This is a genomic window from Sphingomonas sp. GC_Shp_3 (assembly GCF_026540945.1).
Lineage (GTDB): Bacteria > Pseudomonadota > Alphaproteobacteria > Sphingomonadales > Sphingomonadaceae > Sphingomonas.
In genome coordinates, this window is the sequence record NZ_JALNUT010000004.1 from 86,505 (window position 1) to 110,193 (window position 23,689).

Here is a 23,689-nt window from a genome sequence, read left to right on the forward strand (position 1 = left end):
TTCCGGATCATAGCCGGCGCTAATGACATGCGTTCGCAGTAGGTTGCAAGTGAAACACCGCGCCGCCTCGTCGGCGCGGCTGCGTCAGCGTTTCGTCGGCAGCTTGATACCTAACAGCACGAGATGATCGCCGGTGATGCCGAACCAGTGCGGCGTGCCGGCCGGGATCAGGAACACGTCGCCCGGACCCAGCGTACGAGTGGTGCCGCCGACGATGCGATCACCTTCGGTCAGGTCCGGTTTGACGACGACCGGCTTGTCGAGCGCACCGCCCATCACCAGCGTCCCCGCGCCCGCGATCACCGTCGCATATTCCGCCTGATCGGGGTGCACCGCCGGACGTCCCGGCTTCTTCCAATATTCCAACGCCGCCACCCGCTCGCCATCACGCAGCAACGGATGCCAGGCGAAGCCCTGACCCGGCTTCATCGCCGCCGCCATTGCCGCAACTTCGGCACGCACGTCGCCGGCGCCCGCGAAGCTGTCGGATGCGCCGCTCGTGATTTGCGCCGACGCGGAGGAGGCCAGCGCCAGCAGCGCCACGACCGCCAAGGTGGTCCGCCACCTCATGTGCGTTGATCCAGCCGAATGGTCCGGCCTTCACGCGCCGACCGATAGATCGCCTCTACGATACGCATGTCCCGCAATCCTTCCTCACCCGATACGATCGGCTCCGCGCCGGAGCGGACGCATCCGGCGAAATGGTCGAGTTGCCCCGCGAACTGCGTTTTGCCCGGTCCCGGCGGCGGTGTCACCTCCTGCTCGCGGCCATCCTTACCGATCCACATGTGATTGCCGTCGTAGCGCGTCGCGGGTTCAAGCTCGACCCGGCCCTTGTCGCCCATCAAGAGGATGTGGTTCTGGTTGGCGCTATACATCGACTGGCAACTGCCGATCGCACCGGAGGGGAACTCCAGCGTCCAGTCGATGATATCCTCGACCTCGGTGAAGCGCGGGTCGCGCCGGTCGGTGGATTCGCGCGCCGTCACCGCGATCGGTTCCTCGCCGGTCATGTATCGCGCCGCCTGAAGGCTGTAGATGCCCATGTCCATCAACGACCCGCCACCGGCGAGTGCGCGCTTGAGCCGCCACACCGACGGATCACGCTGCACGAAGCCATGTTCGGACCGCACGTAGCGGATCTTGCCCGCGGTGCCGGTGCGCGCCAGCCGCATCGCTTCGAGGTTGAACGGCTCGAAATGGCAGCGATAGCCGATCATCAGCTTGCGCTTGGCGGCCTTGCATGCCGCGATCATCGTCTCGCATTCGGCGACCGAGACCGCCATCGGTTTCTCGCACATCACGTGCTTGCCGGCACGGGCGGCGCGCACGGTGTATTCGGCGTGCATCGAGTTGGGCAGGCAGACGTAGACGATGTCGACATCGGGATTGTCGCGGATCGTGTCGAACGTTTCGTAGGAATAGATCGCGCGCTCAGGCAGGCCGTGTTCGGCTGCGACACGCCGCGCCTTGGCGGGATCGCCGCTCACCACCGCCGCGAGGCGGCTGTGCGCGCAATTGGCGAACTGCGGAATGATGACCTTCAGTCCGTAACTCCCCAGCCCGACGATCGCATAGCCAAGCGGTCGGTCCGGCACCGCTCGCGCCACCCCGCTGGAGCCCGCGATGACGGCGGCCGCGGAGAGCAGAAGGTCGCGTCTTCCCAGTTCCATATCGTTCTCCGTCCGTTGGCGTGGATCAGCGGGCTGCGGCCTTGCGCCCGGCGTTCATCGATTCCGCGACGATGGCGACCTGTGTGCGGTTGCGGACGTTCAGCTTGCGCATCAGGATCGTCATATGCGCTTTCACGGTCGCCTCCGCGATGCCGAGATCGAACGCGATCTGCTTGTTGAGGCGGCCCGAATGTACCCCATCGAGAACCTTGCGCTGTGTCGGCGTGAGATGCACGCTCCGCTCGCGCGGATCGCACATTCCGCTTTGGGACGCTTCGTCTTCGGTAAGGATCGCCATCATGTCACCTCATCCCTGTGAAGCGCTGCCTTTCGACTTCGCCCCAACTGCCAGCCGGCTTGCACCGGTCTTGACGCCGATCGAGTCGGCCTATGCAGGGAGATTAGCGGAATTTGTTGGACAGACTCAAGCGGCAAAGCAACATTCCAGCCACAATTGCCGCTGCAGCCGCGACTTTTCGATGGCGATCACGCAAATGCTGTCATACTGATTGTCGGGAGTGATGCCGTGGCGCCCGATAAGGGACGACCGTGGTACGATAAGGGAGAGCTGGCTTTGCGCTTCGAAACCTGTCGATTGAAATGCGCGCGCGCGGTGGCGCGGCGATGATCGAAACCGACGCACGGCTGATCGGTGCCGCGATCATCGGCATTGCCCTTTCGGTGATCCTCGTCATTCGGGGGCGGTTGCATCCGTTCGTCGCCCTGCTGTGTGGCGCATTCGCGGTCGGGCTGCTGTCGGGCATGCCGATCGCGGATACTGCCAAGGCGGTGCAGAAGGGCGTCGGCGACATTCTCGGCGGCACCGGCCTGGTTGTCGCGCTCGGCCTTGCGCTCGGTGCGATGCTGCAATTGTCGGACGGGGCGGGGGGGCTTGCCCGTGCCGCGCTAAGGGCGTCGGGCGTGGCCGGCGCGCCCTTCGCGGCGCTGGCCGCCGGGCTGGTCATCGGCCTGCCGTTGTTCTTCGAAACCGGGCTGGTGCTGATGCTGCCGATCGTCGTGACGGCGGCGGCGGCGTTGCCGGTCAAGGGCAAGGGTGACGAAGCCAAGCTGTCGCTGATGCTCTGCGCGATCGCCGGGCTCGGTGTGGTCCACGCGCTGGTGCCGCCGCATCCGGGGCCGCTGCTTGCGGTGGATGCGCTGCACGCCAACCTCGCGCGCACGATCGGTTACGGCTTGCTGGTCGGCGTCCCGACCGCGATCATCGCCGGACCGCTGCTCTCGAAGTTCACCGCGCGCGGCGTGCGGATCGCGCCGCCGGTGCTGGCGGCGGCGAGGCTCGACGTGCCGGAGCCCGGCGTCGGCCGTGCGCTGATCGTCATCCTGATGCCGGTGGTGCTGATCGCTGGCGGTCAGGCGGAGGCGCTGCTGCCCAAGCCGGTGGCGGCGAGTTTCGCGTGGGCGAGCGTCGCCAGCAACCCGGTGCTGGCGCTGCTGATCGCATGCCTCGCCGCGCTGCCGCTATTGTTCGGGCGCCGTCTGTTCGACCGGTCAGTGCAGGAGGCGGTGTGGAGCGAGGCGATGGCGCCGGCGGGGACGATCCTGCTCGCGATCGGCGCTGGCGGCGCGTTGAAGCAGGTGCTGGTGCAGGCCGGCATTTCCGATCTGCTCGCCCGGCTCGCCAGCCATGGTGCATTGTCGCCGCTGCTGGTGGCGTGGTTGCTGGCGGCGGCGATCCGATTGTCGATCGGTTCGGCCACCGTCGCCACCATCACCGCCGCCGGCATCATGCCCGCGCTGGTGGTCAGTTCGGGCGTATCGCCGGAATGGACGGTGCTGGCGATCGGCGCGGGGTCGGTGTTCTTCAGCCACGTCAACGATCCCGGTTTCTGGCTGGTGAAGAGCTACCTTGGTACCGACATGGCGGGCACGTTTCGCACCTGGTCGCTGCTGGAGACGGCGATCTCGGTGGTGGGGCTGGTTCTCATCCTAATCGCCAGCCACTTCCTGTGAACTGCCGATTGCGCGATAAGGCGACCGGCAACGGGGAGGGGGCATGACCGAGCAGCGGCTCGCCGACAAGGCCTATGCGGGTATCGTCGAGATCATCAAGGCCGACGCGCTCGATGTCGGTGACCGATTACCGTCCGAGGCGCGGCTGGCGGAGATGTTCGGTATCTCGCGCACGATGGTGCGCGAGGCGCTGGTCCGGCTCGCGTCGGACGGCATCACCGAAGCGCGGCGCGGCGCCGGTTCGTTCGTCAAGAGCCGCCCCTCGGAACGGCTGATGACGTACCTGCCGATGGCCGAAATGTCCTCTACGCTGGGCAGCTACGAGGTGCGCTTCGTGCTGGAGGCGGAGGCGGCGCGGCTGGCGGCGGCGCGGCGATCGACCGAGGAGATGGCCGAGATCCAGGCGGCGCTCGACCGGCTGCGCGAGGCGCTGCTGTCGAACGCACCCGCCCATGCCGAGGATATGGCGCTCCATCGCTGCATCGCCGCCGCCACCGCCAACCCTGCCTTCGGCCTCGCGTTCGAGGCGCTGTTCGGCGATATCGAGCGCGTGATGCGCGCCGGTGTCGACATTTCACGCTCGCGCCCCCCGCAGGTCATCGGCGTGATGATGCGTGAGCATGAGATGATCGTCGAGGCGATCCGCGTGCAGGATTGCGACGCCGCCGCGCTGGCGATGCGCTGGCACCTGTCGGAAGGACGCAAGCGGTTGTTACCGGGTGAGGCGTGACCTTCAGTAACTGCTCGGCGTAGGCTTCGCGCCGCCGCCTGGGCGCAGCCAGCCGCCATCGCTCAGCCAGTCGCCGAGCCGATCCGGCCAGTGCGCCAAGCTCACCCTTTCGGAATGAGCGGCGACGTTGAAGCCGTGGTCGGTATCTGCGAACAGGTGCAGTTCGGCCGACACGCCGGCTGCGCGCAACTGCTGATAGAGCGTGATGGTCGGCATCGCGCAACACTGGTCGAGCGTGCCCGCCGCCAGGAACGCCGGTGGTGCGCCCGCCGCTGCCGGTACCGGGATGCCGAGCGGGCCGGGGTAGATCAGCACCTGGAAATCGGGCCGCCCATCGGTGCGGTCGACCGCGTCCGGTTTGGCGATCGGCGGCGCGGGTGCGTCCGCCACCATCGACACGAGTTCACCGCCAGCGGAGAAGCCCATCAGCCCGATGCGGTGCGGATCGACGCTGTATTCGGCGGCATGGGCGCGCACCCATCGCACCGCGCGGCGGGCATCGGCGGCGGCGTCGCGTGCGATATCGTATTTGGACCCGGCCTCCCGCGCGAGGCGATACTTCAACACGAACGTCGTGACACCGAAGCGGTTGAGCGTGCGCGCCGGCAGCACGCCTTCGTTGACCCACACCAGCATGCGGTGGCCACCACCCGGCACGACGATGATCGCCGCACCGTTGGCATGTGCGGCGTCGGCGCGGAAGATCGTCAACGAGGGCTGGTGGATGTTGCGGACATAGCTGTTCTCGACGATCTCGGGCTCGTTGCGCCGGGCTTCCGAACCCGGTGCGCCCTGCGGCCACAGCGCGACGGCGGGTGGCGCCGCAGGCGCCTGCGCAGCCGCAGGGCCGGCCAGTGTGACCGTTGCGAACAGAAGTGCGGACGCGATCCTCATGCTAGTTCTCCTGTATCAGGGCCGCGCCGTGCGTGACGCCGCAAGCCACGTCATCGCCGCATGCACGAGGTGCTCGGGCGTGGCGGCGGTATCGAGGATCAGCGCGGCCTCGTCCGGTTGCGGGCGTTCCAGCGTGGCGAGCTGGCTGGCGAGCAGGCTTGGCGGCATGAAATGTCCGGCACGGTGGCTCACGCGACCGCGCAGCGTTTCGGCATCGCTATCAAGCAGCACGAAGCGCACCGGCGCAGCGAGCGCTCCGGCAAGCCGATCGCGGTACACCCGTTTCAGCGCTGAACACGCCGCCACCACGACGCCATGCGCGGCGACCTCCGAGGCGAGCGCCGCACCGATGCGGTCCAGCCACGGCCAGCGATCCTCGTCGGAAAGCGGATGACCCGCTTGCATCATCGCCACCGCCTCGCGCGCGTGAAACGCGTCACCCTCCAGGAACGCGCAGCCGAGCCGCTCCGCCAGCAGCGCGCCAAGTGTCGACTTGCCGCTGCCGCTGACCCCCATGACGACGATCGCCACGGGCGCAAGCGCGCCATCCGGAACTGCCGCAATCACGATGTGCCTCGAACCATAGCCCCTCCCAACGGGCACGCGCCGGCAATGATCCTGAGGGCGCGCGAGTACGAGCATATCGGCCGCACCGCCGCTTGCGGGAACTACGACCTTGGTCGCGGATGTTCGCGGATCGCTTGCGCCGTAATCGAGTGCAATCGACGCCGGCCGCAAGAGACGGGCGCGAGCGGAGGACGGCATGAAGACGGTTTGGTTGATGACGGCGGCGGTGCTTCTGGGCGTACCCCACGTCGCATCGGCCGCGCCCACGCCGTCGGCACTCGTGACCGCCCCGACCGACCCCCGCGCGGTGACCGTCCAAGGCGTCGGCGATGGCCGTGCGGACGATACCGCCGCCATCCAGTCCGCACTCGACGCGGCGCGTGACAAGACCGGGCACGGCATCGTCTTCCTGCCCTCGGGCCGCTACCGGATCAGCCGCACGGTGCTGGTGCCGGCGGGGGTTCGCATCTTCGGTGTCGGCAGGACGCGACCCGTGCTGGTGCTGGGCGACAACACGCCCGGCTTCCAGTCAGGGCTCGCGATGATGATCGTGTTCACCGGCGGCGACCAGTATCAGGTCGGCAAGGTGCCGGTACCGGTGCCGGGCATCGTCCCCGCCGGTAAAATCGTGCGCGATGCCAATTCCGGCACCTTCTATTCGGCCATGTCGAACGTCGATATCGAGCTTGGTGAAGGTAACTCCGCCGCCGCTGCGATCCGCTTCCGGCTCGCGCAGCATGGTTTCCTCAGCCACATGAACTTCCGGCTCGGCTCGGGCTTCGCCGGCATCTACCAGGCCGGTAACGAAATGGAGGACGTGCACTTCTTCGGCGGCCGTTATGGTATCGTTACCGAGAAGACCTCGCCCGCCTGGCAGTTCACGCTGATCGACTCCAGTTTTACCGGCCAGCGCGCGGCGGCGATCCGTGAACACGAGGTCGACCTGACCCTCGTCAACGTCGCGATCCGGGACACGCCGGTCGGGATCGATATCGACCAGGGCTATAGCGACTCGCTGTGGGGCAAGGATGTGCGATTCGAGAACGTCTCGAAGGCGGGCGTCATCATCTCGAGCGAGAACAGCCCGTTCACGCAGATCGGCTTCGACAATGCGGTAGCGCGGAATACGCCGGTGTTCGCGCGCTTCCGCGAGAGCGGGCGGACGGTGACGGGAGCAGGGGCGGCTTACCGGGTAGCGAGTTTCAGCCACGGTCTGGCGGTGCCCGGCCTTGGCCAGATGGGCACCACCGCCACCACCAGCCAGATTACCCCGCTCGCGAAACTTCCCGTCCAACGCACCGCCGCGATCAGGCCGCTGCCGCCGGTCGCGCAGTGGAACGATGTGCGCACGCTCGGTGCGAAAGGCGACGGGCAGACGGACGACACCGCCGCGCTGCAGCGCGCGATCGACACCCACCGCGTGCTGTATTTCCCGGCCGGCTTCTACATGGTGCGCGGTACGCTGAACCTGCGCGCCGACACTGTGTTGCTCGGGCTGCATCCGGCGATCACCCAAATTGTCATTCCCGACAACGATCCCGGCCACGCCGGCGTCGGTACGGTCGCCCCGATCCTGTCCGCACCCTCAGGTGGGCGCAACATCGTTTCCGGGCTGGGGCTGTTCACTGGACGCGTCAACCCGCGCGCCAGTGCGATTTTGTGGAAGGCGGGCGCGGACTCGCTGATCGACGACGTCAAGATCATGGGCGGCGGCGGCACGCCCACCGCCGACGGCAAGCCTCTAAACGCATTGTCCGCGCATAGCGGCGATCCGGTCGCCGACAACCGGATCGACGCGCAATATCCGAGCATCTGGGTCGCCGATGGCGGCGGTGGCACGTTCGCCGCGATCTGGTCGCCCGACACCTTCGCGCAGGCCGGGTTCTACGTGTCCAACACCAAGACGCCGAGCCACGTCTATGAACTGTCCAACGAACACCATGTCCGCAACGAGATCGTGCTCGACGGGGTAGAGAACTGGGAGTTCCTCGCCCCACAGACCGAACAGGAAGTGCCAGAGGGCATGGACGCGGTATCCTTCGAGATTCGCAACTCGCGCAACATCCTGCTGGCGAACTATCACTCCTACCGTGTGACCCGCACCTTCCACCCGGCAGCGAGCGCGGTGAAGCTGTTCAATTCGGGCGATATCCGCTTCCGCAACGTGCACGTGAACGCCGAGAGCGGTTTCGCGAGCTGCGACGAGGCCGGCTGTGGCACCTATCTTCGCGCCAGCAAGTTCCCGTTCGAGAATGCGATACAGGACAAGACGCACCACCTCGAAATGCGCGAGCGGGAGTTCGCCGCGCTCGACGTGGCCGCCACGCCCGCCGCGGTCACGCCGGCGACGTTGCCGGGCACGGGTCCTTTGCGGAAGCTGGAGGACGGTTTCTGGTCGATCTCCGGCGGCGCGGTCGACGCAAAGGGCGCGCTCTATTTTGTCGAGCATCGCTTCCAACGTATCTACCGCTGGACGGCCGCGCGGGGGCTGGAGGTGGTGCGCGACAATGCACTCGATCCGGTCAACCTCGCGGTGGATCGCTCGGGGCACCTGTTGGTGCTGTCGTCGCTGGGTCCGCAGGGCACCGTCTACAGCTTTGATCCCGATGCCCCGCGCGAAGCACTGAAGGTCATCGCGCCGACGCCGGTCGCGGGCGGTGCGGCGACGACACTGCTGCCGGTGAACTGGTGGAATAACGGCGAGTTCCGCGACCAGTATGATCCGGCGACCGACCATTTTACCACGCTGGCCGAGATGTTCGCGCGCGATGCCGGCATGCCAAAGCCGCTAGAGTATCGCTCCCCGGACAATAGCCTTGCGTTGCCTGCGTTCCGCGTATGGCAGCAGGGCCCGACCGATCACGTCGGCTGGCGCTTCTCCGACACGCTCGATGCGTACGGCTTTACCTCTGCCAAGCCCGGAGAACGTGTCCTGGTCAGCAACGAATCCGAAGCGCGCACCTATGCCGCTACGGTTGGCACGGGCGGCGCACTAAGCGATCTCAAGGTCTTCGCTGATCGTGGCGGCGAGAGCGTGACGACCGACAGCGAGGGCCGCGTCTTCATCGCGAACGGGCAGGTGTTCGCCTATGACGTGGCCGGGAAGCCGCTAGGTCGTATCGACGTGCCGGAACGCCCGCTGCAATTGCTGCTCGGCGGCACCGACAGGCGCACGCTGTTCATCCTGACACACCACGCGCTTTATGCGGTTCAGATCTAAAACATAAATGGGGAGGTTCGTTATGTTTCAACGTAAAGCAACACGCGGGCGGCTGCTCGCATCCGTCGGCGCGGCGGTGGCGATCGGCCTTTCTCTTCCGGCACACGCGCAGGCACCGGCCACGCCTGCCGACCCGGCGCAGTCGGCATTGGCGCCGTCCGAACCGGCCGCACCGGAAGATACCGCCAATGGCGGCAAGGACATTGTCGTCACGGGCTCGCGCATCACCACCGGTGGCTTCACCGCGCCGACGCCGACCACGATGATCGGTGCGGCGGACATCGCGCGCAATGCCGAGCCGAACGTCTTCACCACGATCGCGCAATTGCCCTCGCTGCAAGGGTCGAGCGGCGTCACCACCGGCACCAACAGCACGTCGAGCGGCCAGCAGGGGCTCAGTTCGTTCTCGCTGCGCGGGCTCGGCACGATCCGCACGCTGACGCTGCTTGACGGGCAGCGTGTGGTGGGTGCGAACGTGACCGGCGTGCCAGACATCAGCCTGTTCCCGCAATTGCTTATCAAGCGGGTCGACGTGGTGACCGGCGGCGCGTCCGCCTCCTACGGCTCGGATGCGGTCGGCGGCGTCGTCAACTTCATCACCGGCAAGCATTTCGAAGGGTTCAAGGCGAACCTCGCCGGCGGCATCACCACGTATGGCGACAACAAGCAGGTGCTGTTCCAGGCCGCCGCCGGCCGCGCGTTCCTCAACGATCGCCTTCATGTCGAGGTAAGCGGGGAATATGATCATGAGGATGGCGTGCCTGCGGGTGGCTTCGGCGAGGCGGCGCCGGGCGGGCGGCGCTGGTATCGCACCTCCACCTTCGTCAACCGCGGTGTGACCAATGACGGGTCGCCGCAGTACCTCGTCCGCGACCATGCGCAGGCCTACCAGTACACCAAATACGGCCTGATCAGTTCCGGCCCGTTGCAGGGCACCGCGTTCGACGCGAGCGGCAATCCGTTCCCGTTCAATTACGGTTCTGGCGGGGTGCCGTCGCGCAACGCCGCTGGCACCGTATCGGGGTGTTACACCTCGGGCGGGTTCTGCCTCGGCGGAGATCTGTCAGGCAATGTCGGCATCGGCACGACGCTGCAATCGCGGCTCGACCGCTATAATGGCTACGGGCGAATCGGTTTCGATCTTGATGCCGACAACGAGATCTACGCGACCGTCAACATCGCGCAGGTCGACACGATGAACCAGCCCAACCCCGGCGCGACCAAATCCGGGCTGACGCTGCAATGCTCCAACCCGTTCGTGCCCGCCTCGATCGTCTCGGCGTGCCAGAACGCCGGGATCACGCAGTTCCAGTTCGGCACCAGCAACGGCGAACTGCCCGAGAACATCTCGGTCTATCCCACCCGCAAGCAATACCGCTTCGTCGGTGGCGCGGCGGGTAAGTTGCAGGTGTTCGGATCGAGCTGGAGCTACGACGTCTCCTATGAACACGGCGAGAACATCACCGACATCGCCGTCCACAACATCACGCTGACGCCGCGCTACAACGCCGCGATCCAGGCGATCAGCCTGGGCGGCCAGATCGTCTGCGCCAACCCGGTCGCGCGCGCGAACGGCTGCGTGCCGATCAACATCATCGGCGGTGCGGCGCCGAGCCAGGCCGCGCTCGACTATATCGAGCCCGGCAACGGCCCGACCCAGCATACCCGACAGACGCAGGACGCGGTGAGCGCGAGCTTCAGCGGATCGCCGCTGTCACTATGGGCAGGGCCGGTGTCGCTCGCCTTCGGTGCGGAATATCGCAACGAATTCTACCATGTCGTCGGCGATCCCTATGGCAACGGCGTGTCGGACGAGAGCCCGTACAGCACAGCCTATCCGGCCGATCCGCTGCTCTCGACCAACGGCGCGAACTGGTACGCGGGCAATTACCACAACGGTCGTGGCAGCTATCACGTCGCGGAAGGGTTCGTTGAGGTCAATCTGCCGTTCCTCAAGTCGGACACGCTCGGCAGCGCCAACCTCAACGTCGCTGGCCGCGTCACCAATTACAGCACGTCGGGCACGGTCTACACGTGGAAGATCGGCGGCACCTGGGATACGCCGATCGACGGCGTGCGGCTGCGCGCGGTCACCTCGCGCGACGTGCGCGCGCCCAACCTGTCCGAATTGTTCGCGGCACCCATCACCACCACCGTGCCGAACTTCACCAACCCCGATCCGAACCGCGCGGCGGGTGTGCCCTCGACGCTGACGATCCTGCAGAACGCGATCGGCAACCCCAATCTCAAGCCGGAGATCGCGCGCAACACCACCGCCGGCATCACGCTGTCGCGGCCGCACTGGCTGCCCGGGTTCAGCGCCTCGTTCGATTACTATCGGATCAAGGTGAACGGGGTCATCTCGACGCTCGGCGCGCAGCAGGAGGTGAACCTGTGCTACAGCGGCATCACCACGCTGTGCAGCGCGTTCGACCTGACGCCGACCAGCGGCACCGCCTTCGTCAACCTGCAGGCGTTCAACCTTGCGTCGATCTTTACCGACGGCTTCGATATCGAGGCGAGCTATCAGATGGAGGCGAGCGCGGTGGGGCTGCCCGGCCGGTTCGTGCTGCGCGGCCTTGCCACCAACGTGAAGAACTTCATCACCGATCCCGGCGTACCCGGCACCATCCCGATTCAGAGCGCGGGGGTGAATGCGGGCAACACACCATCGTGGAAGCTGCTGCTGACCGAGAACTGGACGACCGACAAGTTCAGCTTCAACGTGCAGCAGCGCTGGTTCAGCGACGGCGTGTACGCGCAGGAATATGTGGTGTGCAGCGCTGGTAATTGCCCGACCGGGCGCACCGCGCTGGAGAACACACAGCACCCGACGATCGACAACAACTCCATGCCGGGCGCCTTTTATCTCGACCTCGGCGGATCGTACAACATCACGCCCAAGCTCAACGCCTATTTCAAGATCGACAATCTACTCGATCGCGATCCCACGCCTTCGCCGCAGACCAATACTGGCATCGACATCAACCAGGCGCTGTACGACACGCTTGGCCGGCTGTTCCGCGTCGGCGTGCGGTATAACTTCTAGATCGTTCGACCCCTGCCGCAACCGGTGGTAGCGGCTTCCTCGTCCCGGCCGAAAGGTCGGGACGCTTTATTTCAGATACCCGATCGAGGAGTATGCGCATGTTGAGGTCTGCCCTTGCCCTTGGCCTGCTTGCGATACCGGCGGTGGCCGTTGCCGGACCATCGGTGCTCCAGACAAAGCCGAACGATCCGCGCGCCATCACCGTCGCCGGGCGGGGCGATGGCCGTGCCGACGACAGCGGCGTGCTGCAACGCGCGATCGACGACGCCGCGGCGAAGCCTGGCGGCGGCATCGTGTTCGTGCCGTCCGGTCGCTACCGCATCACCCGCACGATCTACCTGTGGCCGGGCGTGCGTGTGTTCGGCGTTGGCGCGACGCGACCGGTGATCGTACTGGGCGATGCGACACCCGGCTTTCAGCGCGGCATCGCCAACATGCTGATCTTCGCCGGGGCGACGCGAGGCGAGGTCAAGCACGTGCCGTTCCCGCCCCCCGGCAGCGTGCCGTATGACCCACAGATCGCCGATGCTAACCCTGGCACCTTCTATTCCGCGCTCAGCAACGTGGACTTCGCGATCGGCAACGGCAATCCGGCGGCGACCGCAATCCGCTTCCACGCCGCGCAGCATGCGTACCTCAGCCATATCGACTTCGATATCGGTTCGGGGCTGGCCGGTATCTATCAGGTCGCCAACCTCGCCAGCGATCTGCACTTTCGTGGCGGGCGGTACGGCATCCTTGCCGAGGGCACGTCGCCGGCGTGGCAGTTCAGCCTCATCGATTCCACCTTCGATGGACAGCGCGACGCCGCGATCCGGGAGCATCAGGCGGGCCTCACCATGGTCAACGTCGCGATCCGCAACGTGCCGGTGGGCGTGGATATCGATGCGGGCTACAACGACTGGCTGTGGGGCAAGAACGTCCGCTTCGATCGCGTGTCGCGCGCGGGCGTGGTGATCTCCAACGAAGCCAGCGCCTATACGCAGATCGGCTTCGAGAACGCGGTCGCGACCGCCACGCCGGTGTTCGCGCGGTTGCGCGACAGCGGCAAGGCGGTTTCGGGGCAGGGGGCGAACTACCGTGTCACCGCGTTCAGCCACGGCGTCGCGGTGCCGGCGCTGGGCGTGATGGGTAAGGTCACAACCGTGATGAAGGCGGAGGCGCTCAGCGCTCCGGCGCCCGCGGTCGCTCCCGCGTTGCCGACGCTGCCCGCTACCGCAGAATGGGTCGACGTCCGCACGCTCGGCGCCAAAGGCGACAACATCAGCGACGATACCGCCTCGCTGCAACAGGCGATTGATACGCACCGCGTGCTGTACTTCCCTGCCGGGCGCTATGTCGTGCGCGACACGTTGCGGCTGAAGCCCGACACGGTGCTGATCGGCCTGCACCCGAGCCTCACCCAGATCGTGCTGCCCGATGGCACACCCGGCTATCAGGGAATCGGCGCACCCAAGGCGGTGATCCGCTCGGCCGATGGCGGCGCGGCGATCGTCTCGGGTCTGGGCATCTCGACCGGGGGCATCAACCCGCGCGCGACCGGGCTGTTCTGGACCGCGGGCGCAGGCTCACTGGTCGAAGACGTGAAGTTCCAGGGCGGCCACGGCACCAATCTGGCCGATGGCACGCGCGTGGACCCGTACAATGCCAACCACACCGGCGATCCCGATCCCGCCAAACGGTGGGACGCGCAATATCCAAGCCTGTGGGTTACGCGTGGCGGCGGCGGCACCTTCTCCAACATCTGGACGCCGAACACCTTCGCGCAGGCCGGCATGTACGTGTCCGACACCGGTACGCCCGGCCACGTCTATCAACTCTCCAGCGAGCACCACGCCCGCACCGAGATCGCGCTAAACCGCGTCGCGCACTGGGAGTTCCTCGCGCCGCAGACCGAGGAGGAGGCGGGCGAAAGCCAGGACACGGTATCGCTCGAAATTCGCGACTCTCGCGATATCCTCGTCGCGAATTACCATGCCTACCGGGTCACGCGGACGATCAAGCCCGCAGACAGCGCGGTCAAGCTCTACAATTCCGCCGACATTCGTTTCCGCAATGTGCATGTGAACGCCGAAAGCGGCATCGGCATGTGCGACGCGGAAGGCTGCGCGACGTATCTGCGCGCGAGCAAATTCCCTTATGGTGATGCGATCCAGGATATCACCCACGGTTTGTCGGTGCGCGAGCGCGAGTTCGCCACGCTCGACGTCCCCGCCGCTCCGGCCCCGGTTAGGCCCGCAGTGTTTCCGGCAGGTGCGAGCGTCGAAAAGCTTGCCGACGGCTTCTACTCAATCTCCGGTGCCGCCGCCGCGCCGGACGGCACGCTGTATTTCGTCGACCACCACCAGCAGCGCATCTACGGCTGGTCGGACACGCGGAAACTGACGATCGTGCAGCAAAGCCCGCTCGACCCGGTCAATCTCGCGGTGGCGCGCTCGGGCGATCTGATGGTGCTGTCATCAGACGGGCACGCCGGCAGCGTCTACAGCTTCAAGCCCGGTGGCCCCGACGATGCGATCATCACCATCGCGCCGACCGATGCGGCTGCGCCCGCGAACGCGCAGACGGTGCTGCCGGTCAATTACTGGGTGAATGGCGAGTTCAAGGATCAGATCGATCCGGCGACGCTACGCTTCACCACGCTGGCGGGGATGTTCGCGCGCGACATGGCGATCGCCAGACCCAGCCATTACGTATCGCCCGATGGCAGTTTGGTGCTGCCTGCGTACCGCGCCATCCGGCAGGGGCCGACCGACTTCCGCGGCTGGCGCTTCTCCGATCCGCTCGATGCCTATGGCTTCGTCGCCGCGACACCCGGCAGCCGCGTGTTCGTCAGCAATGAATCTGAGGACAAGACCTACAGCGGCCTGCTCGGCGAAAACGGCGCGATCACGGATCTGCGCGCTTTCGCGGATCGCGGCGGGGAGAGCGTGGTCGCCGGCCCGGATGGCAACGTCTATGTCGCCAACGGACAGGTGTTCGTGTTCGACGCCGACGGCCGGCAGATCGGGCGGATCGACGTTCCCGAACGGCCGTTGCAACTGGTGTTCGGCGGCGAGGACAAGCACAGTCTGTTCATCCTAACCCACCACGGCCTGTACCGCGTCCGCCGCTGATCCGGCGGAGTAGCGCGCCCGGTCCGACGCGCTACTCCATCAGGGATACGTCGGGAGCGTGCCCGCTACAGGGCTAACGCGGGCAGGCGATGACCTTGTCGGCCACCGTGCCGACCGCGACGCGGGCGATACTCACCTGGAACCGTTGCGTAGTGCTCAGACGAAACGGCGTGTCGATCTTCGCCATGTCGGCTGTCGTCGCGAAACATTTCAGCGGGATGCCGATCGTCTGCCACAGGTCGGTCGGTAGCTTGGTGGACTGAAGCGGCACGCTCGCGCGGCACTCCGGGCCGCAGCCCATGCCGATCGACAGGTCGGTGGGAACGGCGCTCTCGATCCGCATCGTCGTCAGCAGCAGGACATCGCCATTCGTCTCGCGCCGGAGATCGATCGGCGCATGGGTGGTGAGTTCGACCACTTGCGCGCCGCCGCCCGCCAGCGAGAAGCGCCGCGCGCCTTCCTGTACGTCATAGTCGATCGCGGTCACCTTGATGCGGCCATTCAGCGCCTGCGCGGGTACGGTGGTGATGCGGGTGTTACCGCCCACGCCGTCGCTGACCTGTAGCGACCAGCTCGGCTGCGCGACGCCGGCGGCGAGATAGACGCCCGTGTTGCTGTCATCGACCACGCCGGCATCTTCCGACAGCGGCGTCCAGGCGGCATGATGCTCACCCCCGCTCAGGCCATAGCCGAACGGGTACAGGTCCGGGCCACCGGGCCGCGCGGTCATCGGCCAGGCGGCGGGCAGCTTGCCGGTGAAGCTGGCGTTGCGCGGGCCGGCGGCAAACAGTCGATCGGCGAGGCCCGCGCCCTCCGTGCCGGGCAGCCACGCCACGACGAACGCGTCGGCTGCGTTCAACTCCGGGTTCACGAACAGCGGTCGCCCGGTCAGCATCACTGCAACGACAGGCACGCCCGCCGCCTTCAGCCGCCGCATGGTTTCCAGCGGGCGGCGCAGTTCCGGGCGCAGTTGCAGCGTGCGCAGATCGCCCTGGAACTCGGCATACGGCGTCTCGCCGAACACCACGATGGCCGCATCCGGCCGTTTGGTGAAGTGGCCGTCCGGCGCATATTCGGCGTGGCCGCCACCTGCGCTCACCGCCGCCTTAATGCCCGCCCACAGGCTCGTCGCGCCCGGGAACATGCTTGCCGAAAGGCCGGTGCCCTGCCAGCTCAGCGTCCAGCCGCCCGACTGGCGGCCGACATCGTCCGCGCCATCGCCCGCGACGAGGATGTTGGCGGACGGCTTGAGCGGCAGCACGCCGGTATCCTTCAGCAGCACCAGCGACTTGGCCACCGCCTCGCGCGCGATCGCGCGGTGCGCGGGCGCGCCCAGCATGCTCCAGTCGCCGGCGAGCGCGCGCGACGAAGGCTTGCCGACCTCGAACAGGCCGAGCCGCAGCTTCACGCGCAGAATCCGCCCGACCGCATCGTCAAGCCGCGCCATCGGCACCGTGCCGTCTTTCACCTGCGCGATCAGCGACGTGTAAAGCGACCTCCACGTGTCCGGCGCCATATACATGTCGATCCCGGCATTGATCGCCTGCGGGCAGCTTTCGTTGGTGCAGCCCGCGATCTGGCCGTGCGCGTTCCAGTCGGTCACAACAAAACCGCCGAAGTGCATCCGGCTCTTCAGCACACCCGTCACCAGGGCCTTTTCACCGGCGATCTTGCGACCCTGCCAACTCGAGAAGCTCGTCATCACCGTGCCGACACCCGCCTCCACCGCCGGGATGTAGGGCTTGCCATGAATGTCGCGAAGTTCGGTCTCGCTGATCCTGGCATCACCCTGATCGTGGCCCTCGAAAGTGCCACCATCGCCGATGAAGTGCTTCGTGCTGGCAAGCACGTGCGGCCCGGCGAGGATGCGACTGCCGTCGGGCGCTCCTTGCAGCCCGAGAATCATGTTCTGGACGTAGCTCGCCACCAGGTCGGGGTTTGACGAATAGCCCTCATACGCACGACCCCAGCGGTAATCCTGCGGCACCGTGATCGTCGGTGCGAAGGTCCATTCCTGCCCGGTGGTGCGGATTTCTGCCGCCGTGGCCGCGCCGATCCGCGCGATAAGCGCCGGGTCACGCATAGCGCCCAAACCGATGTTCTGGGGGAACAGCGTAGCGCCGATGATGTTGCTATGGCCGTGCACCGCATCGGTACCCCACAGGATCGGGATGCCGACGCCGCCCTGCGACGTGTCGGTCGACGCTATCCAAAATCGGTCGGCGAGTTCCAGCCACTTGGGCGGCGGCGCGTAATCGTCACCGCCCGGCCCGGCGTTGCCGCCGTTGAGCACGGAGCCGATGTGATACCTTCGCACCTCGTCCGGTGTGATATCGGTGATGTTGGCCTGCAGGATCTGGCCGACCTTCTCCTCTACCGTCATGCGCTTCAGCAGATCGGCGATGCGCGCCTCGTCGGCGGCGATCGGACGCACTGGCCAGGTCGCGCTTGGCCATAGCGCCGGGTGGATGGTCGGTGCGGGGGCCACTGGCTTCGCCTGCGGTGCTTGCGCGCAAACGGCAGCCGTCGTGGTGCAGGCCAGGCCCGCAAGGCCGAGCATGATTTTCATGGATGATCCTCTCTCCCGCGCGACAGTTCGACGCTGCCAGACACGCTTTCTTGTCAAACATGCACTGACAACGTTGACATAACGATGTCAAGGCTGATCGGTATGGGATCGATGCTCAACAGGGCTGTAAATCAAGGCGCAGAGCAGTGCGGCTAACGCTGCCAGCGCCACGCCTCCGAGGGCTGGGAAAGCGGGAACGATCAGCGTGAATGCAAGCACTTGCGTGGCCAAAGCTTGTGCGAGCTTGCGGGCGATCGTCGCGGCGGCATAGACTTGCGCGGCATAGCCGGCGGCTGCACCGTCCTGTTCGCAGGCGATGACCGTCGCGGGCACGAGCGACCAGAACATCACCGAAACGCCTTGGCTGGCGATGATAACGACCGCGACGCTGGCCAGCGTCGGTGCGATCCCGTGCCCGACGATGCCGAACAGCGCAGCCGCGAACATCAGCGCGGCGGCGATGCGCAGGGTCGCGACCCGACCAAGACGCGATGCCGCCTGCGTCCACAGCGGTGTTGTCAGCAGCAGCGATAGCGCAGGCAGCAGCGCGGCCCAATAGCCCCAGCGTTGCGCGCCGAGCCGGTCGAACACGAACAACAGCGACACGTTGATGAGCGATACGGCCAGCCCGACGGCAAGGATCGTCGCGATCAGTCGGCGCAACGCTGCCGAGCGGGTGAGCAGCGTGAACGATCCTGCCAGCGCGCGGCCGAACTGGTGGTCCGGCGAGCGCGTCGCTGCGACACGGATGCGCGTTCCGAAGGTGGTGGCGAAGAACGTCGGCACGGCGATCCCCGCCAGCAGCGGCGCGCCGAGCGAGAAATCAGCGCCGCTGCGCCCGCCCGTCGGGAACAAGGCATAGACGGCGGCCGCGACCAGGCCGCCCAGTGCGGCGGCCTGCATCCGTGCCCCCGTCAGCCGGAGATGATCGGCCGGGTCCGCTGAAATCCGTGCGGTCAGTGCCCCGTAAGGGATGTTGCCGATGCCATAAGCGCAGCGCAGCGCGAGGTAGGCAGCGAGTGCATACCAGGGCACATACATCGGCGCCACGGGCGGCGGCGCGAACGCTGCGCACAGGATCAGCACCGACAGCGGTCCGCCGATCGACACCCATGCGCCGAGCGACACGCGTGGCGCCAGCCGGTCGGCCAATACGCCGACGAGCATGTCCATCAGCCAGTCCGCAGCCGCGCCGGCTAGGAAGATCGAGGACGCCACCGCAGGCGCAATGCCGAGTTCACGGATATAGTAGAATAGAAGGTAGAGTTCGATCGACTGCCATACGGTGTTGAACCCGAAATCGCCGGCCGCATAAGACCAGATTTCCCGCCGCCGCAGCATCAGGGCCGTGGCGGCGCAGCGGACTCGCGGATCATCAGTTCGTGTGGGTGCATGATGCGCATCGCGAACTCCTGACCTTCGAGTTGCGCGACCAGCATTTCGGTCGCGGCGACCGCCATCTCGAACACCGGTTGCCGGATCGTGGTCAGCCGGGGCCAGGTGACGCGCGAGACTTCCGAATCGTCGAACCCGACAATCGATACGTCGTCGGGGATCGACAAGCCGAACTCGCGCGCGGCCATCATCGCGCCCACCGCCATGTCGTCGTTCTGCGCGAGAATGGCGGTCGGCCGATCGCCGCGACCGAAGATCTGCCGTCCGGCGACAAGGCCGCTGTCGAAGGTGAACAACCCGGGTTCGATCCGTTCCAGCCGCATGTCGATGCCGGCCGTGTGCAGCGCCTGCATGTAGCCGAGCATCCGCGCCTCGGTCGAGGCGTGGGTCGGGTCGCCACGGATGATCGCGATCTCGCGGTGGCCGAGTTCGATCACATAGTCCGCAATCGCGCGGGCGGCGGCGACGTCGTCGACCAGATTGCTTGGCGCCGCTTCAATCATGCGGGTCGGCACGATCCGGGCGCAGAGAATGCGCGCATCCCGTAACTGGGTGAGAATGATCGGATTATCCGATGCCGGCGGCGCCAGTACCACCCCGTCGAGCGCGGCGGAGCGAAGGATGCCGACAACCTCGGCGGCATGTTCCTGCACGGATCGGATCGGGATCACCACCAGCCGATAGCGTTCACCCTTTAGCCGTTCGAGCACGCCGCGCTGCAGCTCGACGACATAGCTTGGACTCGGGTTCTCGTAGATCAGTCCGATCATGTTCGATTTGCGCCGGACCAACGCCTGCGCAAAGACGTTGGGGTGGTAATCGAGTTGATCCGCCGCCTCGCGCACACGCTGTTTCACCGCTGCGCTGACGTGCGGCTCGTCGTTCAGCACGCGCGAAACCGTCTTGGCCGAAACCCCGGCCAGCCGTCCTACATCGACAATCGTGGTTCGCTTCATTCCAACGTCCGAAACCATTCGCTTTACGCGATAGCGACAATGGCGCAGCCGCACCAGCGATCCAGATTGCGTTGACAGCACCAAATTGCGCCGGTGAACGAATAGGCTACCGACAGGCTACGCGCATCAATGCCGCGATCGGACGTAATTCTGCGGCAACGCGACAGGTTAGCATCATCGCAGTTCACTCAAGTCCCGCCATTCCGGAATAGTATAATGTTGACAACGTAGGACAAGAGAGTAGCGCAGCGATCGTCGGTCCCGAACAGGGGGATCGGAGACGATATTGGCGGCCGCAATGTGCCGCGACTTGGGAGAGGGGGATTTATGAAGAGCAGGAATCACGCGTCCGTACTGGGCTGGTCGGCGTCCGTCGTCGCGATCGCCGCAGGTCTCGCACTGCCGCATGCCGCATTCGCGCAAGACGCATCGGTGTCGGCGCAGCAGGGCACCCCGCAGGCCGATACCGCCGCCGCGACGCCTTCGCCCCAGACTGGTGCCACCGCGACCAACGCCGTGCCGGACACCCCTGCTGCTGCCGCCGACGACATTGTCGTGACCGGCGTACGCGCCAGCCTCGAACGCTCGATCGCGATCAAGCGCAACTCGACCGGCATCGTCGACGCGATCTCGGCGGAAGACATCGGCAAGTTCCCCGACACCAACCTGGCGGAATCGCTCCAGCGCATCACCGGTGTGTCGATCGACCGCGTCAACGGGCAGGGCGCGCAGGTTACGGTGCGCGGCTTCGGGCCGAGCTTCAACCTCGTCACGCTGAACGGCCGCACGCTCGCCTCGTCCTACGCGCAGACGGTCGGCGGCGACGAGAGCGCGGACGGCACCGTCGGCGTGACGCGCTCGTTCGACTTTTCCAACCTCGCCTCGGAAGGCGTTAAGACGCTGGAGGTCTACAAGACCGGCCGCGCCGCGGTCCCCTCGGGCGGCATCGGCGCGACCATCAACGTGGTGACGCGCCGTCCGCTCGATGCGCGCGAATCCGGCTTCAACGGCAGCGTCGGCGCCAAGCTCAACTATGACACCAGCGCGAGCGATTGCGTGGATTGCGGCTCGGTCGTCACGCCGGAGTTCACCGGGCTCGGCAGCTGGTCGAACGCCGACCAGACCTTTGGCGTGTCGTTGTTCGGGAGCTATCAGGAGCGGCACTTCTCGACCGTGTCAGCCACGTCGAACGACTGGAATATCCGGACCTATAAGGATTTCATCGATCCGGCCAACGGCTTCGTTAACGCTGCGACCAAGATCAACAACGCGCCCACCGACCCGAACCACCTCGTCTCGGTGCCGAACGACAGCCGTTATCACTTCTCCGACGACAAATATCAGCGGCTGAACGGTCAGGCGATCGTGCAATTCAAGCCGACCGATTCGCTCACTGTCACCGCCGATGCGCTGTACGCGCGCACCAAGCAGGAAGAGCAGCGTTCGGACGAATCGAACTGGTTCAACCGCCCGTTCGACGTCGTCACGTTCGACAACAACCCCAACGTCGCGACTACCACCTTCCTCCACGAGACGATCGCCGGCGTGAAGGACGAGGATTTCGAGCAGCAGTCGCGCGCGCAGAAGAACGAGTTGCAGGATTACGGCCTCAACCTGAAGTGGGACGTTGCCGACAACTTCACCATCGCTGTCGATGGCCATTACGGCAAATCGTCGGTGCTGCCGAACAATCCGGACGGCACCAGCTCGACGCTGGTGGCAACCGGCGCCAACGTCATCACGTCGCACTCGGTCGATTACAGCGGCCCGATCCCGGTGCAGGATATCGTGTTCAGCGACGCGTCGAAGGGTAACAACAACGGCACGTTCGACGTGGGCGATGTCGGCTCGACGATTGGCCGCACCTATACCACCAGCCAGCGCCAGACGGTGAAGGAAGGCCGGATCGACTTCGGCTGGGATCTGGGCAGCGGCAGCCGGTTCGATTTCGGTGGTCTGTACCGCGATTCCGATACCAACCAGCAGCTCGTCTCGACGCAGCAGACGCTCGGCAACTGGAGCGTCGATCACCCCGGCGACATCGAACAGATCGCACCCGGCGTGCTCCAGCCGTTCTGCCTGCTGTGCAAGTTCAGCGCCTATGACCCCAAGGCGTCGGGCGTGAACCTCGACGCGTTCCGCGGCAACGCGGTGACGCTGAACAAGGCATTGTCGGCCTATTATGCCGGGCAGGGCAATACGGTCGGCATCACCGCCAGCCAGAACAACACGGTCAAGGAGACCATCTTCGCCGGCTATGCGCAGGTCACGTGGAAGGGCGAACTGGCCGGGCACAACGCCAGCCTCGTCGCCGGCGCGCGTTATGAGCATACCAAGGAAGAGGCGATCTCGCTTCAGTCGATCCCGACCTCGATCAGCTGGGTGGCGGACAACGATTTCACGGTGCACGTCGGCTCGCAACCACAACCGCTGAGCGGGCGCGGATCGTACGACAACATCCTGCCCTCGTTCGATTTCCAGGTCGAATTGAAGCAGAATTTGATCGGTCGCTTCTCGGCGAGCCGGACGATCGCGCGGCCGAACTACGACAATCTGTTCGCCTCCTATTCGGTCGCGGCCCCGCCGCGCCCGACCGCGATCGGCGGCGTGGCGACGGCGAACACCGGCAACCCGAACCTCGCGCCGCTGATTTCGGACAACCTCGACGTATCGTTCGAATATTACTTCCGCCCGGACACGTATTTCTCGGTCGGCTTCTTCGACAAGCGGGTGCACAATTTCATCGGCACCGGCCAGTCGCAGAGCCCGCTGTTCGGCCTGCGCGACCCGAGCTCTGGCGCGGCGGGGACGATCTCGGGCCAGGCCAAGGCGGCGTTGACCAATCTCGGTGCGGATATCAGCGACGTCAATCTGTTCACCTACTCGGCCTTGTTGCTGCGCGATGGTGCGGCATCCGCCGCAACGCAGTTCCAGCAGCATTACAGCCCGACGACGAAGTCGGTCGATCAGGCGTTCATCAACACCGTGCTGTCGGCGGTCGATCTCGACGGCACCGCGCAGGACCCGCTGTATAACTTCACCGTGTCGCGGCCGATCAACAACAAGGACGCGGAGATCTACGGCTTCGAGATCGCCGGCCAATATTTCCTCGGGCAGACCGGTTTCGGCGTGTCGGGCAGCTTCACCTACGTGAAGGGCAACATCGGCTTCAACAACGCGGGCGATCCCAACATCGATCAGTTCGCGCTGACCGGCCTGAGCAACACCGCCAACGCCACGCTGATCTACGACAAGAACGGCATCTCGGCACGGCTGAGCTATAACTGGCGCGACAGCTTCCTGACGTCGCTCAACCGGGACAGCTACAAGAACCCGGTCTACACCAAGCCATATGGTCAGCTCGATGCCAACATCAGCTACGATCTCAACCCGCACGTCGCGTTGTCGATCGAAGGCATCAACCTGACCAACGAGAGCCTGCGCACCTACGGTCGGTCCGAGACCAACCTGTGGTTCGCACAGGAACTGAAGCGGCGCTTCCTGTTCGGCGCGCGCTACAAGTTCTGATAAGGGGTGCCCGGGGTGTCG

At 65.8% G+C, this 23,689-nt stretch carries 15 protein-coding genes; 7 read left to right on the forward strand and 8 right to left on the reverse strand.

All coding sequences use genetic code 11. The annotated features are described in order from the left end of the window. Positions 1–84 precede the first annotated feature (84 nt). Genes OXR00_RS11045 through OXR00_RS11055 form a run of 3 tightly spaced genes read right to left on the reverse strand, consistent with a single transcriptional unit; the run spans position 85 to position 1,932 of the window. Complete coding sequence (locus OXR00_RS11045) at positions 85–570, reverse strand: cupin domain-containing protein (RefSeq protein ID WP_267388282.1); 486 nt, start codon at positions 568–570, stop codon at positions 85–87. Then, positions 567–1,673 carry a Gfo/Idh/MocA family oxidoreductase gene (locus OXR00_RS11050; protein ID WP_267388283.1) on the reverse strand — a complete coding sequence of 369 codons (1,107 nt, stop codon included), beginning with the start codon at positions 1,671–1,673 and terminating at the stop codon, positions 567–569. Before OXR00_RS11050 ends, OXR00_RS11045 begins: the two co-directional genes overlap by 4 nt. 25 nt (positions 1,674–1,698) lie before the next feature. Beyond that, complete coding sequence (locus OXR00_RS11055; protein ID WP_267388383.1) at positions 1,699–1,932, reverse strand: LuxR C-terminal-related transcriptional regulator; 234 nt, start codon at positions 1,930–1,932, stop codon at positions 1,699–1,701. 40 nt (positions 1,933–1,972) lie between these two features. Between OXR00_RS11055 and OXR00_RS11060 the strand changes: the two genes are divergently transcribed. The 3 genes from OXR00_RS11060 to OXR00_RS11070 all read left to right on the forward strand — a co-directional run bounded on the left by OXR00_RS11060 (position 1,973) and on the right by OXR00_RS11070 (position 4,374). Continuing rightward, a complete protein-coding gene (locus OXR00_RS11060; protein WP_267388284.1) occupies positions 1,973–2,182 on the forward strand; it encodes a hypothetical protein in 210 nt (69 codons plus the stop codon). 115 nt (positions 2,183–2,297) lie between these two features. After that, positions 2,298–3,644: a gluconate:H+ symporter gene (locus tag OXR00_RS11065; RefSeq protein WP_267388285.1), complete on the forward strand. Its 1,347-nt coding sequence runs from the start codon at positions 2,298–2,300 to the stop codon at positions 3,642–3,644. A gap of 43 nt (positions 3,645–3,687) precedes the next feature. Further along, positions 3,688–4,374: an FCD domain-containing protein gene (locus OXR00_RS11070; protein WP_242150431.1), complete on the forward strand. Its 687-nt coding sequence runs from the start codon at positions 3,688–3,690 to the stop codon at positions 4,372–4,374. Positions 4,375–4,377: 3 nt separating this feature from the next. Here OXR00_RS11070 and OXR00_RS11075 read toward each other — a convergent pair whose 3' ends face one another. Both OXR00_RS11075 and OXR00_RS11080 read right to left on the reverse strand, forming a co-directional pair. Next, positions 4,378–5,268 carry an alpha/beta hydrolase gene (locus OXR00_RS11075; protein ID WP_267388286.1) on the reverse strand — a complete coding sequence of 297 codons (891 nt, stop codon included), beginning with the start codon at positions 5,266–5,268 and terminating at the stop codon, positions 4,378–4,380. Between the two features lie 15 nt (positions 5,269–5,283). Continuing rightward, positions 5,284–5,784: a gluconokinase gene (locus tag OXR00_RS11080; RefSeq protein ID WP_267388384.1), complete on the reverse strand. Its 501-nt coding sequence runs from the start codon at positions 5,782–5,784 to the stop codon at positions 5,284–5,286. A gap of 247 nt (positions 5,785–6,031) precedes the next feature. On the opposite strand from OXR00_RS11080, the gene OXR00_RS11085 reads away from it, so the two are divergent. The 3 genes from OXR00_RS11085 to OXR00_RS11095 all read left to right on the forward strand — a co-directional run bounded on the left by OXR00_RS11085 (position 6,032) and on the right by OXR00_RS11095 (position 15,220). Next, a complete protein-coding gene (locus tag OXR00_RS11085; RefSeq protein WP_267388287.1) occupies positions 6,032–9,055 on the forward strand; it encodes a glycosyl hydrolase family 28-related protein in 3,024 nt (1,007 codons plus the stop codon). A gap of 22 nt (positions 9,056–9,077) precedes the next feature. Further along, the gene (locus OXR00_RS11090; protein WP_267388288.1) at positions 9,078–12,104 is read left to right on the forward strand and encodes a TonB-dependent receptor; all 3,027 of its coding nucleotides are present in this window, start codon (positions 9,078–9,080) and stop codon (positions 12,102–12,104) included. Positions 12,105–12,196: 92 nt separating this feature from the next. Beyond that, positions 12,197–15,220, forward strand: coding sequence for a glycosyl hydrolase family 28-related protein (locus OXR00_RS11095; protein WP_267388289.1), 3,024 nt, complete (start codon positions 12,197–12,199; stop codon positions 15,218–15,220). Positions 15,221–15,293: 73 nt separating this feature from the next. On the opposite strand, the gene OXR00_RS11100 is transcribed toward OXR00_RS11095, so the two are convergent. From OXR00_RS11100 to OXR00_RS11110, 3 genes are all read right to left on the reverse strand, one after another. Then, positions 15,294–17,789: an exo 1,3/1,4-beta-D-glucan glucohydrolase gene (locus tag OXR00_RS11100; protein ID WP_267388290.1), complete on the reverse strand. Its 2,496-nt coding sequence runs from the start codon at positions 17,787–17,789 to the stop codon at positions 15,294–15,296. Between the two features lie 87 nt (positions 17,790–17,876). Beyond that, positions 17,877–19,130: an MFS transporter gene (locus OXR00_RS11105; protein ID WP_267388291.1), complete on the reverse strand. Its 1,254-nt coding sequence runs from the start codon at positions 19,128–19,130 to the stop codon at positions 17,877–17,879. Beyond that, a complete protein-coding gene (locus OXR00_RS11110) occupies positions 19,130–20,140 on the reverse strand; it encodes a LacI family DNA-binding transcriptional regulator (RefSeq protein WP_267388292.1) in 1,011 nt (336 codons plus the stop codon). The genes OXR00_RS11105 and OXR00_RS11110 overlap by 1 nt, the downstream gene beginning before the upstream one ends. 327 nt (positions 20,141–20,467) lie before the next feature. Between OXR00_RS11110 and OXR00_RS11115 the strand changes: the two genes are divergently transcribed. After that, complete coding sequence (locus OXR00_RS11115) at positions 20,468–23,668, forward strand: TonB-dependent receptor (RefSeq protein ID WP_242150451.1); 3,201 nt, start codon at positions 20,468–20,470, stop codon at positions 23,666–23,668. Positions 23,669–23,689 lie beyond the last annotated feature (21 nt).

Bases quoted from the DNA above. Each gene is read 5' to 3' on its own strand.
- OXR00_RS11045 (WP_267388282.1), bottom strand. From the start codon at position 570: ATGAGGTGGCGGACCACCTTGGCGGTCGTGGCGCTGCTGGCGCTGGCC.
- OXR00_RS11050 (WP_267388283.1), bottom strand. From the start codon at position 1,673: ATGGAACTGGGAAGACGCGACCTTCTGCTCTCCGCGGCCGCCGTCATC.
- OXR00_RS11055 (WP_267388383.1), bottom strand. From the start codon at position 1,932: ATGTGCGATCCGCGCGAGCGGAGCGTGCATCTCACGCCGACACAGCGC.
- OXR00_RS11060 (WP_267388284.1), top strand. From the start codon at position 1,973: ATGTCACCTCATCCCTGTGAAGCGCTGCCTTTCGACTTCGCCCCAACT.
- OXR00_RS11065 (WP_267388285.1), top strand. From the start codon at position 2,298: ATGATCGAAACCGACGCACGGCTGATCGGTGCCGCGATCATCGGCATT.
- OXR00_RS11070 (WP_242150431.1), top strand. From the start codon at position 3,688: ATGACCGAGCAGCGGCTCGCCGACAAGGCCTATGCGGGTATCGTCGAG.
- OXR00_RS11075 (WP_267388286.1), bottom strand. From the start codon at position 5,268: ATGAGGATCGCGTCCGCACTTCTGTTCGCAACGGTCACACTGGCCGGC.
- OXR00_RS11080 (WP_267388384.1), bottom strand. From the start codon at position 5,784: ATGGGGGTCAGCGGCAGCGGCAAGTCGACACTTGGCGCGCTGCTGGCG.
- OXR00_RS11085 (WP_267388287.1), top strand. From the start codon at position 6,032: ATGAAGACGGTTTGGTTGATGACGGCGGCGGTGCTTCTGGGCGTACCC.
- OXR00_RS11090 (WP_267388288.1), top strand. From the start codon at position 9,078: ATGTTTCAACGTAAAGCAACACGCGGGCGGCTGCTCGCATCCGTCGGC.
- OXR00_RS11095 (WP_267388289.1), top strand. From the start codon at position 12,197: ATGCGCATGTTGAGGTCTGCCCTTGCCCTTGGCCTGCTTGCGATACCG.
- OXR00_RS11100 (WP_267388290.1), bottom strand. From the start codon at position 17,789: ATGAAAATCATGCTCGGCCTTGCGGGCCTGGCCTGCACCACGACGGCT.
- OXR00_RS11105 (WP_267388291.1), bottom strand. From the start codon at position 19,130: ATGCTGCGGCGGCGGGAAATCTGGTCTTATGCGGCCGGCGATTTCGGG.
- OXR00_RS11110 (WP_267388292.1), bottom strand. From the start codon at position 20,140: ATGAAGCGAACCACGATTGTCGATGTAGGACGGCTGGCCGGGGTTTCG.
- OXR00_RS11115 (WP_242150451.1), top strand. From the start codon at position 20,468: ATGAAGAGCAGGAATCACGCGTCCGTACTGGGCTGGTCGGCGTCCGTC.